Below are 13,856 nucleotides of genomic sequence, written 5' to 3'. Positions count from 1 at the left end.
TTTTAGTAAGCAATAGTCTTAGCTGCGAATTTTACTTGGATCTAACCTGTGTGTGACCCAGTAAACAGCTAAGAGATTCAATTCGCATTCCTCGGGTTTCACCTCTATTGGCGACAACGCTGGGACATGGCAATGAATCAATTTTTAAGTTGTGTGCTGCCAAAGTTATCCTCTATTGAGCGATACTTCGTTAGCGGTAATGAAGGTTCTGTTTCTTCTCTTGTAGAGCAAGACAGTCATCCTCTTCACAAATAGATATATGGATTGAGCAAAATAGTTTCAAGGGGTTATTTTCAATTATTTTTGCAACTCAATATTTTTCAATATCTTACAAACATAAAAAAGCACCATCCAAAGGATAGTGCTTTAAAATGATTTTAGTTTTTTGAGACGAAGCTATTTGGCTTTAGTTCAAGGAAGAGGCGCGGAGCATACGAATGTATGTGAGCACCTCTGACACAGAAATTAAGCCAAAGAGCGAAGTATCAAAGAGACTAAACGTCTAGGTTTGCTACTTTCAGTGCATTCTCTTCGATGAAGTTACGACGAGGTTCAACTTGGTCACCCATTAGCGTCGTAAACAACAAATCAGCACCAACAGCGTCTTCAATTGTTACTTGCATCATACGGCGAGTTTCAGGATCCATCGTGGTTTCCCAAAGTTGATCAGGGTTCATCTCACCTAGACCTTTGTATCGCTGTAGGCTTAGACCACGACGAGACTCTTTCACTAACCAGTTCAGAGCATCAACGAAGCTAGAAACTTCTTGAGTACGCTCACCACGCTTAATGTAAGCGCCTTCTTCAATCAAGCCATCAAGAGCTTCAGAAAGATCCGCTAGCTTACCAAACTCTTTAGAGTTAATAAGATCGATGCTTAGTAGGTGTTCATGAGTCACACCATGAGTACGAACCACAATCTTAGGAACGCTTAAGCCTAGCTCTTCGTGTTTTTCAACTTCAAGGCTGTATTGGCTTGCACCTACTTCTTTCGCGTTTAGCTGTTCAACAAGCTGCTTACCCCAAGCTTCAACTGCCGCGTCATCATGACACTGCTCGGCCGTTAGACGAGGAACGTAAATCAGTTCGTGAACCAATGCGCGTGGGTAACGGCGGCTCATACGATCAACAAGCTTGATGCCTGCATTGTATTGCTGAACAAGCTTCTCTAAACCTTCACCTGCAAATGCTGGCGCTTCAGGGTTTACGTGCAGTTCTGCGTTGTCTAAAGCCAAAGATACTTGATACTGGTTCATCGCATCTTCATCTTTAATGTACTGCTCTTGCTTACCTTTCTTCACTTTGTAAAGTGGCGGTTGAGCAATGTAGATGTAGCCACGTTCAATCAGCTCTGGCATTTGACGGTAGAAGAACGTCAGTAGCAGGGTACGGATGTGAGAACCATCGACATCGGCATCGGTCATGATGATGATGTTGTGGTAACGCAGTTTATCTGGGTTGTATTCGTCACGACCAATACCACAACCAAGAGCGGTGATTAGCGTTGCTACTTCTTGAGAAGACAGCATTTTATCGAAACGTGCTTTCTCTACGTTAAGGATTTTACCTTTCAGCGGTAGGATTGCTTGGTTCTTACGGTTACGCCCCTGCTTAGCTGAACCGCCAGCAGAATCTCCTTCCACAATATATAGTTCAGACAGTGCAGGATCTTTTTCCTGACAGTCAGCAAGCTTACCAGGAAGACCCGCTAAATCTAATGCGCCTTTACGACGAGTCATTTCACGAGCTTTACGCGCTGCATCACGAGCACGTGCTGCATCAATAATTTTAGAACAAACTGTTTTCGCTTCACCTGGGTTCTCAATAAGGAACTCAGACAACTTCTCACCCATTGTAGATTCAACGGCAGACTTCACTTCTGAAGAAACCAGCTTATCTTTAGTTTGGCTTGAGAACTTAGGATCAGGCACTTTAACAGAAACAATCGCCGTCAGACCTTCACGAGCATCATCACCAGAGGTCGCCGTCTTCGCTTTCTTAGAGAAGCCTTCCTTGTCCATGAAGCTGTTCAGAGTACGCGTTAGCGCCGCACGGAAACCTGCTAAGTGAGCACCACCATCGCGTTGAGGGATGTTGTTGGTGAAACAGTAGATGTTTTCTTGGTAGCCGTCATTCCACTGCATCGCAACTTCAACGGTAATACCGTCTTCGCGCTCAGAGTTAAAGTGGAAGATTTTTTGGATGATTGGCGTTTTGTTAGTATTAAGGTGTTCAACAAACGCTTGGATACCGCCTTCGTATTCGAAGTGATCCATTTTGTCTTCTTCGCGCTCGTCAATTAGCTTAATTGATACACCTGAGTTCAAGAATGATAGCTCACGTAGACGCTTAGCTAAAATGTCGTAATGGAACTCGATGTTAGTGAAGGTTTCTTCACTCGGCCAGAAACGAATCTCTGTACCTGTTTTATCCGTGTCACCGATAACCGCTAGTGGCGCTTGAGGCTCACCGTGGCTGTAGGTTTGAGTGTGGATTTTGCCACCGCGGTGGATAGTAAGAGTAACTTGCTTAGAAAGTGCGTTAACTACTGAAACACCAACACCGTGCAGACCACCAGATACCTTGTACGAGTTATCATCGAACTTACCACCAGCGTGAAGAACCGTCATGATTACTTCGGCTGCAGATACGTTTTCTTCTGGGTGCAATTCTGTTGGAATACCACGGCCGTCATCGCTCACAGACACAGAACTATCTTCATGGATAGTTACAATGATGTCATTACAGTGACCAGCTAGCGCTTCATCAATAGAGTTATCTACCACCTCAAAAACCATGTGGTGCAGACCGGTACCATCATCCGTGTCGCCAATGTACATTCCAGGACGCTTACGTACCGCATCCAGACCCTTCAGTACTTTAATACTCGATGAATCGTAATTATCTGACATAGTTACTCTCTGACTAATTATCCTTGCTCTATTTTGCCATGTTCCACATGAAACATCCTGCTATTTTCGTCATGCATATCTGCAATCTGATCAGCGGTAATAGAGCTTACAAAAACTTGAGCCTGGGTCGCCTTTAAACACTCAGCAAGACGTGCTCGGCGTTGGCTATCTAATTCGGAAGCGAAGTCATCTATCAAATAGATGCACTGCTTACCTGTCATTTGAGTGAGGTGTTGCCCTTGTGCTACTCGTAGCGCGCACACCATCAACTTCAATTGACCTCGTGACAAGACATCTTCCACTGGAGTGCCGTTCACTTTTATCTTCAGATCCGCTTTGTTTGGCCCACTAAAGGTGTAACCAAGCTGCTGATCCCTTTCAAAATTCTTTTCTAATATATCGGCGTACGGGGTGTCTTTGTCCCAGCCACGATAGTAGTTAATCTTTATCTCAAACTCAGGAAGGAAGGTCGCACAGATTTCTTCGGCGACTTCTTTGAGCTGATCAACGTAGGTGGCACGCCACTGACTGATGCTTTCTGCTAAACGGGCCAATTCTTGGTCCCAATAGCTCAGCTCTCGATAGTGCGTTGCCGTTTTCAATAAGGCGTTTCTCTGCTTATTGAGGCGCTTTACCCTGCCCCAGGCATCATAAAAGCCCGACTCACTGTGGAAGACTCCCCAATCAATGAATGCTCGGCGATGCTTAGGTCCATCTGTCAGTAAATCAAACCCTTCGGGGTGAATCAACTGCAAAGGTAAGACTTGAGCTAACTGAGCCAACTTTTGCCCAGTTTGACCGCTTATTTTAACCTCTGTCGTGCCATCGCGCTGCTTATTAATGCCAATTGGCAGCTCAAATTGATCCGAGGTCATAAAACGGCCATGTACAAACAGCTCACTACACTCGTTTTGTATGATACGACCGGTAAGTGAACTCTTGAATGAGCGACCATGTCCGAGCAGATACACAGCTTCAAGGACACTGGTTTTGCCGCTTCCGTTAGCCCCTATAAGAAAGTTAAAGCCTGATGACGGTTGAATGTCACAGGCTTCAATATTTCTAAACTGCTTAACAATTAAGCGCGATAAAGGCATAACGTCTTCATATTAATCTTCAATCACGACTCGGTAGGTCAACATGGGGCAGCTTATAAGCGAATTGGCATAACAACGTACATCGCGCTGTCATCTTGTGCGTTCTCAATAAGAGCACTCGCATTGGCGTCTGACATTGAGATACGAACCTGTTCACAACGCAGTGTGTTCAGAACATCCAATACGTAGCTTACGTTAAAGCCAATCTCTAGAGCATCACCGTCGAAGTTAACATCGAGTACTTCTTCTGCTTCTTCTTGCTCTGGGTTGTTCGCGGTAATACGCATCTCGCTATCCGCAAGATTAACGCGAACACCACGGAATTTTTCATTCGATAGAATCGCAGCACGAGAAAATGCTGAACGTAATTCATCACAGCCAGCTTCAAGTGTCTTGGTGGTATTTTGCGGCATTACGCGGCGATAATCAGGGAAACGACCATCTACTAACTTAGAAGTGAAGACATAGTTGTTCACTTCCGCACGCACGTTAGAGTTACCGATTTGTAGTGTTACTGGCTGTTCAGGTGCATCCAATAGCTTCACTAGCTCTTGCACACCTTTACGAGGAACAATGATCTGCTTCTGAGCAAAATCCGCACCCAGTTGTGCTTGAGATACTGCCATACGGTGACCATCGGTCGCCACGCTGCGCAGGATAGAGCCTTCAATCTCAAACAACATACCGTTGAGGTAGTAACGAACATCTTGGTTCGCCATTGAGAATTGTGTTTTCTCGATAAGACCGCGAAGTTCAGCTTGTGTCACTGACACTTCAACTTCACTGCTCCAGTCTTCAATATTTGGAAAATCTGCCGCAGGTAATGTTGCTAAAGAGAAGCGGCTACGACCAGAGCGAACCTGAATACGGTCACCATCCAATACCACCGTGATCACTGAGTTATCTGGCAATCCACGGCAGATATCTAGGAATTTACGTGAAGGTACGGTAATGCTACCCGCTTCGAAATCACCTTCAAGCGTTACACGGCTGATCAGTTCAACTTCTAGATCCGTCGCTGTCATCGACAACACGTTATCTTCTACTTTAATCAGTAGGTTTCCTAGAATTGGAAGCGTTGGCCTGCCACCGAGTGCGCCAGATACTTGTTGTAATGGCTTAATCAGGTGACTACGTTCAATGGTAAATTTCATATCTTGCTCTTACGGTCTAAATGGCACTGCGTAATAGTACGTGGCCAAGATTCTGCTTATTAAGGTTAAGAATACTGTGTATTAAGAAGAAAGGGTACGAATCAAGTTCGAATAATCTTCTTTAATGTCGTGGCTCTCTTCACGCAGCTGAGCAATCTTACGACAAGCATGCAGTACCGTCGTGTGGTCACGACCACCGAATGCATCGCCAATCTCAGGCAAGCTGTGGTTTGTTAGCTCTTTCGCCAGTGCCATCGCCAATTGACGTGGACGAGCAACAGAACGAGAACGACGCTTAGACAATAGATCAGCGACTTTGATTTTGTAGTACTCAGCGACTGTCTTTTGAATGTTATCAATAGTGACCAGTTTTTCTTGCAGGGCAAGTAAGTCACGCAGTGCTTCACGCACGAAGTCGATCGTAATCGGGCGGCCAGTGAAGTTTGCGTTAGCGATAACACGGTTCAATGCACCTTCCAGCTCACGAACGTTAGAGCGCAGACGCTTGGCAATAAAGAACGCCACTTCATCCGCAAGGTGAATTTGGTGGTCTTCAGCTTTCTTCATCAAGATCGCAACACGCGTCTCAAGCTCTGGTGGCTCAATTGCTACCGTCAAACCCCAGCCGAAGCGAGATTTAAGACGATCTTCTACCCCGTTGATCTCTTTTGGATAACGGTCAGACGTTAGGATGATCTGTTGATTGCCTTCAAGCAGCGCGTTAAAGGTATGGAAGAACTCTTCTTGAGAACGCTCTTTATTAGCAAAGAATTGGATGTCATCGATAAGCAATGCATCAACACTACGGTAGTAGCGCTTAAATTCTTCGATCGCGTTGTTTTGCAGAGCCTTTACCATATCCTGAACAAAACGCTCTGAGTGCATGTAAACCACTTTCGCATTCGGCTTATTATCAACAATGGCGTTACCCACCGCATGCAACAAGTGCGTTTTACCTAAACCAGTGCCGCCGTATAGGAACAACGGGTTGTAGGCTGTACCTGGGTTATCAGAAACCTGACGTGCCGCAGCCAAACCGAGTTGGTTCGACTTACCTTCAACAAAGTTATTGAACTTATGTTTTGGGTTCACGTTTGAGCGGTGATTCAAGTCAACCGCGACAGGCTCTTCATCACGCCAGATATTATGGACAGGTTTGCGAGCTTGTAATTGCGCAGGTGCTGATGACTCAGCGGCCACATCAGCTGCAGTGCGAGTCTGAGTTGGTGTCGGTGTCGCAGGCTTTGGTGCAATCACACGCTTGCTTCCCACTTCAAAATGAAGATGTGGGATATCGTTACCGCAATATTCTTGCAGCAGACGGTTAATGCTATTTAGATACTTATCACGAACCCAATCGAGTACGAAACGGTTCGGTGCAAATAGAGTTAGAGTATTGTCATTGAGTTCCGCTTGTAACGGACGAACCCACATACTGAATTCTGTAGCTGGTAACTCTTCTTGAAGCTGTTGCAAACACTGCAACCAAAGCGAAGATGACACGGTGCCCTCACTCTATTTAAAGTAATATGAAATGACCGCTAATTTTACCTGTTGATAAGTCAGATCACCAGCAATTGATCACAGATCCAGTGAATAAGATCCAAGTTATTCACAATAAATTTGTAATTTATCGGTGGATCCACACATCTTGCCCCTAATTTACTCACACAATGATCCACTTATGCCCGGATCCTTGCTAGTTATCCCCAAATCGGGAATTCAATCTGGTTATGGTTAATAACATCTGGTTATTTATTCTAGTGAGCATTTTCCCAGTAACATCCAAACCCATAAATATAAGGAGTTACCAAATGAATAACTGGATTAAGGCTGCAATTGCGGCTATCGCACTCTCTGCTGCTACTGTTCAAGCTGCGACTGAAGTTAAAGTCGGCATGTCTGGTCGCTATTTCCCGTTTACGTTCGTTAAACAAGACCAGCTACAGGGTTTTGAAGTGGATTTATGGGATGAGATCGGTAAGCGTAACGATTACAAGGTTGAATACGTAACGGCAAACTTCTCTGGTCTGTTTGGTCTTCTTGAAACGGGTCGCATCGATACCATTTCAAACCAAATTACAATGACGGATGCACGTAAAGCGAAATACCTATTCGCAGACCCATACGTAGTAGACGGCGCACAAATTACCGTTCGTAAAGGTAATGACAGCATTAAAGGCATCGAAGACCTTGATGGCAAGACGGTTGCGGTAAACCTAGGCTCAAACTTTGAACAACTGCTTCGCAGCTACGACAAAGATGGCAAGATCAATGTAAAAACCTACGATACAGGTATTGAACATGACGTGGCACTGGGTCGTGCCGATGCATTCGTAATGGATCGCCTATCAGCACTAGAGCTTATCAAGAAGACTGGTCTACCATTACAACTAGCAGGTCAGCCATTCGAAACAATTGAAAACGCTTGGCCTTTCGTCGACAACGATAACGGCAAAAAACTGCAAGCAGAAGTAAATGAAGCATTAGCAGCAATGCGCGCAGATGGTACGCTAGAAAGTATCTCTCAGAAATGGTTTGGTGCGGACATTACTCAGAAGTAATTACTCACTTTCTCCATTCAAGGCCCACTGCTTTATACAGCGGTGGGCTTTTTGCTTTTGTGCACTGATTAAAAAACCTGATACAACAGTACTTACATATAGAACAACACTGCCAATAAAAATACGAGATAGATTATGGGATTTGACTTTAATTACATGCTAGAGCTGTTGCCAATACTACTGAAGTATTTAGGCACCACGATGGAGATGGCGACCTGGGGCTTGTTCTTTGCTCTGATCCTGTCTCTGATACTGGCGAATATTCGTGTATTCAAAATCCCAGTGCTCGACCAACTGAGCCAGCTGTACATTAGCTTCTTCCGAGGCACACCACTGTTGGTGCAGCTGTTCCTCCTTTATTACGGCTTACCACAAGTCTTCCCGTGGATGGTTGGGTTGGATGCCTTCAGCGCCGCTGTGATTGGCTTAACCCTGCACTTTGCCGCGTATATGGCAGAAAGTATTCGTGCCGCGATTATCGGTATTGATCGCAGCCAGATGGAAGCCAGCCTTTCGGTCGGTATGACAACCAGCCAAGCGATGCGCCGAGTGATCTTACCGCAAGCAACTCGCGTGGCACTGCCGTCGTTGATGAACTACTTCATCGATATGATCAAGTCGACTTCACTTGCCTTCACCCTAGGTGTCGCCGAAATCATGGCTAAAGCTCAGATGGAGGCTTCTTCAAGTTTCCGCTTCTTCGAGGCTTTCTTAGCAGTCGCACTGATTTACTGGGGCGTGGTGGTTATCCTCACTCGTATTCAAATTTGGGCCGAAGTGAAACTGAATAAGGCGTATGTACGATGATCAAATTACAAAGTATCCACAAGCAGTTTGGTGACACCGAAGTTTTGAAAGGGATCGACCTAGAAATCAAACAAGGTGAGATAATTGTCATCATAGGTTCAAGTGGTACGGGTAAATCTACCCTACTGCGTTGTGTGAATTTTCTAGAGCAAGCCGATCAAGGCACGATTTCGATTGATGATATCAAGGTTGATACTCAGAAACACACTAAGGCAGAGGTGCTTGCACTGCGTCGTAAGACCGGTTTTGTGTTCCAAAACTATGCACTGTTCGCTCACCAAACCGCGAGACAGAATATTGCTGAAGGTTTAATTACCGTTCGTGGTTGGAAAAAACAGCAAGCCCATGAAAAAGCACAACAAATACTTGATGATATTGGCTTAGGTGACAAAGGTGATAGCTACCCAGCCGCGCTCTCTGGTGGCCAGCAACAACGGGTGGGTATTGGCCGTGCAATGGCACTACAACCCGAGCTTTTACTGTTTGATGAGCCGACTTCAGCGCTCGATCCTGAGTGGGTTGGCGAAGTGCTTAACCTAATGAAAAAACTGGCAAATCAGCATCAAACCATGCTGGTGGTTACCCATGAAATGCAGTTCGCGAGAGAGGTCGCAGACCGAGTGATCTTCATGGCTGACGGTCATATTATCGAGCAGGGATCTCCACAGGATATTTTTGGTAATCCACAGGATCCTAAATTAAAAAAATTCTTAAATAAGGTTGGGATCGACTAAGGATCCTTGTGATTTTAGTTATTCTACGTATAATCCCCCGACCGGAATTTTAGTTAACCCAATCATTGACACTTTTTGTGACAGTGATTACAATTCCGCCTCTTTGTTGAGAGGCGTCGGTTTTCCTTTCTTATATAAAGAAGAGAAAAAATGCCCACGCCGGGTTTAACAAAAACCTAAAACTACTGATCAGTAAGGTAATTACAATGAAACGCACTTTTCAACCTACAGTTCTAAAGCGTAAGCGTACTCACGGTTTCCGTGCTCGCATGGCTACTAAGAACGGTCGCGCAACAATCAATGCACGTCGTGCAAAAGGCCGTAAGCGTCTTTCTAAGTAATCTTTGATTATTTTGAATAAGCTAGCCTTCGGTCGGGAGTTACGCTTGTTAACTCCCGAACATTATCAAAATGTCTTCAAGCAAGCTCATCGAGCTGGCTCCCCTCATTTCACCATCATTGCCCGAAATAACTCTCTTTCAAATCCTCGTCTTGGATTAGCCGTTCCGAAAAAGCAGATTAAAACCGCCGTGGGTCGTAACCGATTCAAGCGTCTTACTCGTGAAAGCTTTCGTAACACTCAACACAAACTTCCTAACAAAGATTTTGTTGTAATCGCTAAGAAGAGCGCGCAAGATTTAAGCAATGAAGAAATGTTCAAGCTACTCGACAAATTATGGCTTCGCCTGTCTCGCCCTTCGCGTGGATAGCGCTAATACCCATCTATTTTTATAGATGGTTTATTAGTCCACTCATCGGCCCACGCTGCCGATTTACTCCAACCTGCTCTTTATATGCGATAGAAGCATTGAAAGCTCACGGTTTTGTAAAAGGGTGTTGGTTATCAGGCAAACGTCTATTAAAATGCCATCCTTTGAACGAAGGGGGCTTTGACCCCGTTCCACCAGTCCAAAAACAAGACAGAGATAAATAACGATGGATTCTCAACGTAATATTCTGTTAATCGCATTGGCTTTGGTTTCTTTCCTACTGTTCCAACAATGGAACGTAGCTCAGAATCCAGCACCACAAGCGGTTGAGCAGGCACAATCTGGCAGCACCCTACCAGCGCCATCTTATGCAGATGATCTAGACCCGGCTCCTGGTCAAGTTGCTTCTTCTGCTAAAACTATCACAGTAACAACTGATGTACTGACTCTGTCAATTGATACGGTTGGTGGTGATGTCGTTAAAGCAAACCTAAACGATTACTCTGCTGAGTTCGATTCTGAAGATACGTTTGTTCTTCTTAAAAACGAACCAGGTCACCAATTTATCGCACAAAGCGGTCTAGTGGGTCCTCAAGGTATCGATTTAAGCAGCACAAACCGCCCAAGCTACACAGTTTCAGCAGACAGCTTCACGCTTGCTGATGGTCAGGATGAACTACGCATCCCGATGACTTACCAAGCGAACGGCCTTGATTACACGAAAACATTCATCCTTAAGCGTGGCAGCTACGCAATGGATGTTGAATACGATGTAGTCAACAACTCTGGTAACAACGCGACATTCGGCATGTACGCTCACCTGCGTCAGAACGTAATGGATGACGGCGGTAGCCTAACAATGCCAACTTACCGTGGTGGTGCTTACTCTACGGAAGATACGCGTTACAAAAAATACAGCTTCGACGACATGCAAGATCGCAACCTGTCTCTTAACCTAGCAAACGGTCAAGGTTGGGCAGCGATGATTCAGCACTACTTTGCAAGTGCTTGGATCCCACGCGACGAAGCAGGCAGCAACCTTTACACTCGTGTAATCGGTAACCTAGGCGACATCGGTGTTCGTATGCCGAACAAGACTATCGCTAATGGCGACGAAGCGAGCTTCAAAGCAACGCTTTGGGTTGGTCCTAAACTTCAAGACCAAATGGCTGAAACTGCACCTAACCTAGACCTAGTAGTTGACTACGGTTGGTTATGGTTCATTGCTAAACCACTTCATACTCTGCTTTCGTTCATTCAAGGCATCGTTGTGAACTGGGGTCTGGCAATCATCTGTCTAACTTTCATCGTTCGTGGTGCTATGTACCCACTAACGAAAGCTCAGTACACGTCTATGGCGAAAATGCGTATGCTTCAGCCTAAGCTGACTGCAATGCGTGAGCGTATCGGCGACGACCGTCAACGCATGAGCCAAGAAATGATGGAGCTTTACAAGAAAGAGAAAGTAAACCCACTAGGTGGCTGTTTACCTATCCTTCTGCAAATGCCTATCTTCATTTCGCTATACTGGGCACTAATGGAGTCTGTTGAACTGCGTCACTCACCGTTCTTCGGTTGGATTACTGACCTTTCAGCACAAGACCCATACTACATCTTGCCACTTCTGATGGGTGCTTCAATGTTCCTAATCCAGAAGATGAGCCCGACAACTGTAACGGATCCAATGCAGCAGAAGATCATGACCTTTATGCCGGTTATGTTCACATTCTTCTTCCTGTTCTTCCCTTCAGGTCTGGTTCTATACTGGCTAGTATCGAACATCGTAACTCTGATTCAGCAAACGCTTATCTACCGCGCGCTGGAAAAGAAAGGCTTACATTCTAAGTAAGTTCGATAATAGAAAGAGACAAAGAAAGGCGACCAAAAGGTCGCCTTTTTGTTTTTAGCTGATTACAATTCAGCTAATTGATTAATCGTGAGCGCCCCTTTTTGGCTTTCACATGCTAGCAGGCACAACTATGACTACAGATACGATTGTTGCTCAAGCGACTGCACCCGGCCGTGGCGGCGTCGGTATTATTCGCGTTTCAGGCCCACAAGCAGCCCAAGTTGCGCTTGAAGTTACCGGCAAAGTACTGAAACCACGTTACGCTGAGTACACCCCTTTTAAATCTCACGATGGTTTAGAGCTAGACCAAGGCATCGCGCTTTACTTTCCTAACCCGCACTCGTTTACCGGTGAAGACGTATTAGAGCTACAAGGCCACGGCGGTCCTGTGGTAATGGATATGCTCATCAAGCGCATCCTCGCGATTCCAGGGCTACGCGCAGCACGCCCTGGTGAGTTCTCGGAACGTGCCTTCTTGAACGACAAAATGGATTTAACCCAAGCAGAAGCGATTGCTGACCTCATTGATGCCAGTTCAGAAGAAGCGGCGAAATCAGCTCTGCAATCGTTACAAGGCGAGTTTTCAAAACGCATTAATACACTGGTGGATTCTCTGATTCACTTACGCATCTATGTTGAAGCCGCTATCGACTTCCCAGAAGAAGAGATTGATTTCCTTGCTGACGGTAAAGTAAGTGCTGACTTACAAGCTATCATCGACAACCTCGAAGCGGTTCGCCAAGAAGCCAATCAAGGTGCCATCATGCGTGAAGGTATGAAGGTGGTGATTGCAGGTCGTCCTAATGCCGGTAAGTCGAGCTTACTGAATGCATTATCGGGTAAAGACTCCGCGATTGTGACTGATATTGCAGGTACAACCCGTGATGTACTTCGTGAACATATCCATATTGATGGTATGCCACTGCACATTATTGATACCGCAGGCCTGCGTGAAGCCTCGGATGAAGTCGAAAAAATCGGTATTGAACGCGCTTGGGAAGAAATTGCTCAAGCCGATCGCGTTTTATTTATGGTCGATGGCACCACTACCGATGCAACCGACCCGAAAGATATCTGGCCAGATTTCGTTGATCGTCTGCCGAATAACATCGGAATGACCGTGATTCGTAACAAAGCCGATCAAACCGGTGAAGATCTCGGGATTTGCCATGTTAATGATCCAACTCTGATTCGACTATCAGCAAAGACGGGACAAGGCGTTGATGCACTACGTAATCACTTAAAAGATTGCATGGGCTTTGCTGGTGGCAATGAAGGTGGCTTCATGGCACGTCGTCGCCACTTAGATGCCCTAGAACGCGCATCTGAGCATCTAGATATTGGCCAGCAACAGCTCGAAGGCTATATGGCAGGGGAAATCTTGGCAGAAGAACTGCGTATAACGCAGCAACACCTTAACGAGATTACTGGTGAATTCAGTTCCGATGACCTACTCGGCCGTATCTTCACCTCTTTCTGTATTGGTAAATAACCTTTAAAGGCCGGCTCATGCTGGCCTTTTTCTTTAGTAAGGACAGCTTAATGATCCACATTATTACAGGCAGCACCTTAGGTGGTGCAGAGTACGTTGGCGATCACCTTAATGATCTTCTTGAAGAGCAAGGCCAAGAGATCACCCTTCATAATCAGCCTGAATTCGATGATATTCCCCAACAAGGCTTTTGGTTGCTGGTGACTTCAACTCATGGTGCGGGTGAATTTCCAGATAATATTAAGCCGTTTATCGACGCATTGACCAAGCAATCTCCAGATTTAAGCCCGGTTCGCTTTGCTGTCGTGGCGCTTGGTGATTCGAGTTACGATACCTTCTGTTTGGCGGGAAAATCAGTCCACAGCCAGATGAAAGAGCTCGGTGCTCAGCCTATTTCTGACTGTTTTACCATCGATGTATTGGAAACTCCGGTACCAGAAGACGCAGCAGAAGCTTGGTTCAACGATCATAGCGACCAGTTTTAACCTCTCTCCTCTCTCAAAAAGCGGCTTATGCCGCTTTTTTTGTCTCTGAACA

13 protein-coding genes are annotated in these 13,856 nt (G+C 45.5%); 9 read left to right on the top strand and 4 right to left on the bottom strand.

Translation table 11 applies throughout. The features are described 5' to 3' along the window. Positions 1-494: 494 nt before the first annotated feature. The 4 genes from gyrB to dnaA form a co-directional block, all read right to left on the bottom strand. Positions 495-2,912, bottom strand: a complete 2,418-nt coding sequence (gene gyrB, locus AB4375_RS14420) for a DNA topoisomerase (ATP-hydrolyzing) subunit B (protein WP_017058811.1) — start codon at positions 2,910-2,912, stop codon at positions 495-497. A 17-nt stretch (positions 2,913-2,929) separates the two neighbouring features. Continuing rightward, positions 2,930-4,009, bottom strand: coding sequence for a DNA replication/repair protein RecF (recF, locus tag AB4375_RS14415; RefSeq protein WP_017058810.1), 1,080 nt, complete (start codon positions 4,007-4,009; stop codon positions 2,930-2,932). 53 nt (positions 4,010-4,062) lie between these two features. After that, positions 4,063-5,163, bottom strand: a complete 1,101-nt coding sequence (dnaN, locus tag AB4375_RS14410; protein WP_017058809.1) for a DNA polymerase III subunit beta — start codon at positions 5,161-5,163, stop codon at positions 4,063-4,065. An 81-nt stretch (positions 5,164-5,244) separates the two neighbouring features. Further along, positions 5,245-6,666: a chromosomal replication initiator protein DnaA gene (gene dnaA, locus AB4375_RS14405; RefSeq protein WP_017058808.1), complete on the bottom strand. Its 1,422-nt coding sequence runs from the start codon at positions 6,664-6,666 to the stop codon at positions 5,245-5,247. 311 nt (positions 6,667-6,977) lie between these two features. Between dnaA and AB4375_RS14400 the strand changes: the two genes are divergently transcribed. The 9 genes from AB4375_RS14400 to mioC all read left to right on the top strand — a co-directional run bounded on the left by AB4375_RS14400 (position 6,978) and on the right by mioC (position 13,804). Beyond that, positions 6,978-7,727 (top strand): amino acid ABC transporter substrate-binding protein, encoded by a 750-nt coding sequence (locus AB4375_RS14400; protein WP_009848135.1) that lies wholly within the window; start codon positions 6,978-6,980, stop codon positions 7,725-7,727. Between the two features lie 135 nt (positions 7,728-7,862). Further along, on the top strand, positions 7,863-8,534 hold the full coding sequence (locus tag AB4375_RS14395; protein ID WP_009848134.1) for an amino acid ABC transporter permease: 672 nt from the start codon (positions 7,863-7,865) through the stop codon (positions 8,532-8,534). Beyond that, the gene (locus AB4375_RS14390; protein WP_017063027.1) at positions 8,531-9,268 is read left to right on the top strand and encodes an amino acid ABC transporter ATP-binding protein; all 738 of its coding nucleotides are present in this window, start codon (positions 8,531-8,533) and stop codon (positions 9,266-9,268) included. The genes AB4375_RS14395 and AB4375_RS14390 overlap by 4 nt, the downstream gene beginning before the upstream one ends. Positions 9,269-9,474: 206 nt before the next feature. Then, positions 9,475-9,609 (top strand): 50S ribosomal protein L34, encoded by a 135-nt coding sequence (rpmH, locus tag AB4375_RS14385; protein ID WP_004735800.1) that lies wholly within the window; start codon positions 9,475-9,477, stop codon positions 9,607-9,609. A gap of 45 nt (positions 9,610-9,654) precedes the next feature. Further along, the gene (gene rnpA, locus AB4375_RS14380) at positions 9,655-9,978 is read left to right on the top strand and encodes a ribonuclease P protein component (protein ID WP_017055478.1); all 324 of its coding nucleotides are present in this window, start codon (positions 9,655-9,657) and stop codon (positions 9,976-9,978) included. Continuing rightward, positions 9,945-10,202 carry a membrane protein insertion efficiency factor YidD gene (gene yidD, locus AB4375_RS14375; protein WP_004735802.1) on the top strand — a complete coding sequence of 86 codons (258 nt, stop codon included), beginning with the start codon at positions 9,945-9,947 and terminating at the stop codon, positions 10,200-10,202. The genes rnpA and yidD overlap by 34 nt, the downstream gene beginning before the upstream one ends. A 2-nt stretch (positions 10,203-10,204) precedes the next feature. Then, entirely contained in the window at positions 10,205-11,827 is a 1,623-nt protein-coding gene (yidC, locus tag AB4375_RS14370) for a membrane protein insertase YidC (protein ID WP_017069558.1), read from the top strand. Between the two features lie 130 nt (positions 11,828-11,957). Next, positions 11,958-13,319, top strand: coding sequence for a tRNA uridine-5-carboxymethylaminomethyl(34) synthesis GTPase MnmE (gene mnmE / locus AB4375_RS14365; protein ID WP_029235098.1), 1,362 nt, complete (start codon positions 11,958-11,960; stop codon positions 13,317-13,319). Between the two features lie 50 nt (positions 13,320-13,369). Continuing rightward, on the top strand, positions 13,370-13,804 hold the full coding sequence (gene mioC / locus AB4375_RS14360; protein WP_372051848.1) for an FMN-binding protein MioC: 435 nt from the start codon (positions 13,370-13,372) through the stop codon (positions 13,802-13,804). The last annotated feature ends 52 nt before the right edge of the window (positions 13,805-13,856 follow it).

The organism is Vibrio sp. 10N.261.51.C6 (assembly GCF_041471785.1).
GTDB classification, from domain to species: Bacteria; Pseudomonadota; Gammaproteobacteria; order Enterobacterales; family Vibrionaceae; genus Vibrio; species Vibrio crassostreae_C.
Note: the sequence above shows the minus strand (reverse complement) of the source record. Positions and strands in the feature narration are given on the sequence as shown.

Coding starts and splice junctions, on each gene's coding strand:
- gyrB (WP_017058811.1), bottom strand. CDS start 2,912: ATGTCAGATAATTACGATTCATCGAGTATTAAAGTACTGAAGGGTCTG.
- recF (WP_017058810.1), bottom strand. CDS start 4,009: ATGCCTTTATCGCGCTTAATTGTTAAGCAGTTTAGAAATATTGAAGCC.
- dnaN (WP_017058809.1), bottom strand. CDS start 5,163: ATGAAATTTACCATTGAACGTAGTCACCTGATTAAGCCATTACAACAA.
- AB4375_RS14400 (WP_009848135.1), top strand. CDS start 6,978: ATGAATAACTGGATTAAGGCTGCAATTGCGGCTATCGCACTCTCTGCT.
- AB4375_RS14395 (WP_009848134.1), top strand. CDS start 7,863: ATGGGATTTGACTTTAATTACATGCTAGAGCTGTTGCCAATACTACTG.
- AB4375_RS14390 (WP_017063027.1), top strand. CDS start 8,531: ATGATCAAATTACAAAGTATCCACAAGCAGTTTGGTGACACCGAAGTT.
- rpmH (WP_004735800.1), top strand. CDS start 9,475: ATGAAACGCACTTTTCAACCTACAGTTCTAAAGCGTAAGCGTACTCAC.
- yidD (WP_004735802.1), top strand. CDS start 9,945: ATGGCTTCGCCTGTCTCGCCCTTCGCGTGGATAGCGCTAATACCCATC.
- yidC (WP_017069558.1), top strand. CDS start 10,205: ATGGATTCTCAACGTAATATTCTGTTAATCGCATTGGCTTTGGTTTCT.
- mnmE (WP_029235098.1), top strand. CDS start 11,958: ATGACTACAGATACGATTGTTGCTCAAGCGACTGCACCCGGCCGTGGC.
- mioC (WP_372051848.1), top strand. CDS start 13,370: ATGATCCACATTATTACAGGCAGCACCTTAGGTGGTGCAGAGTACGTT.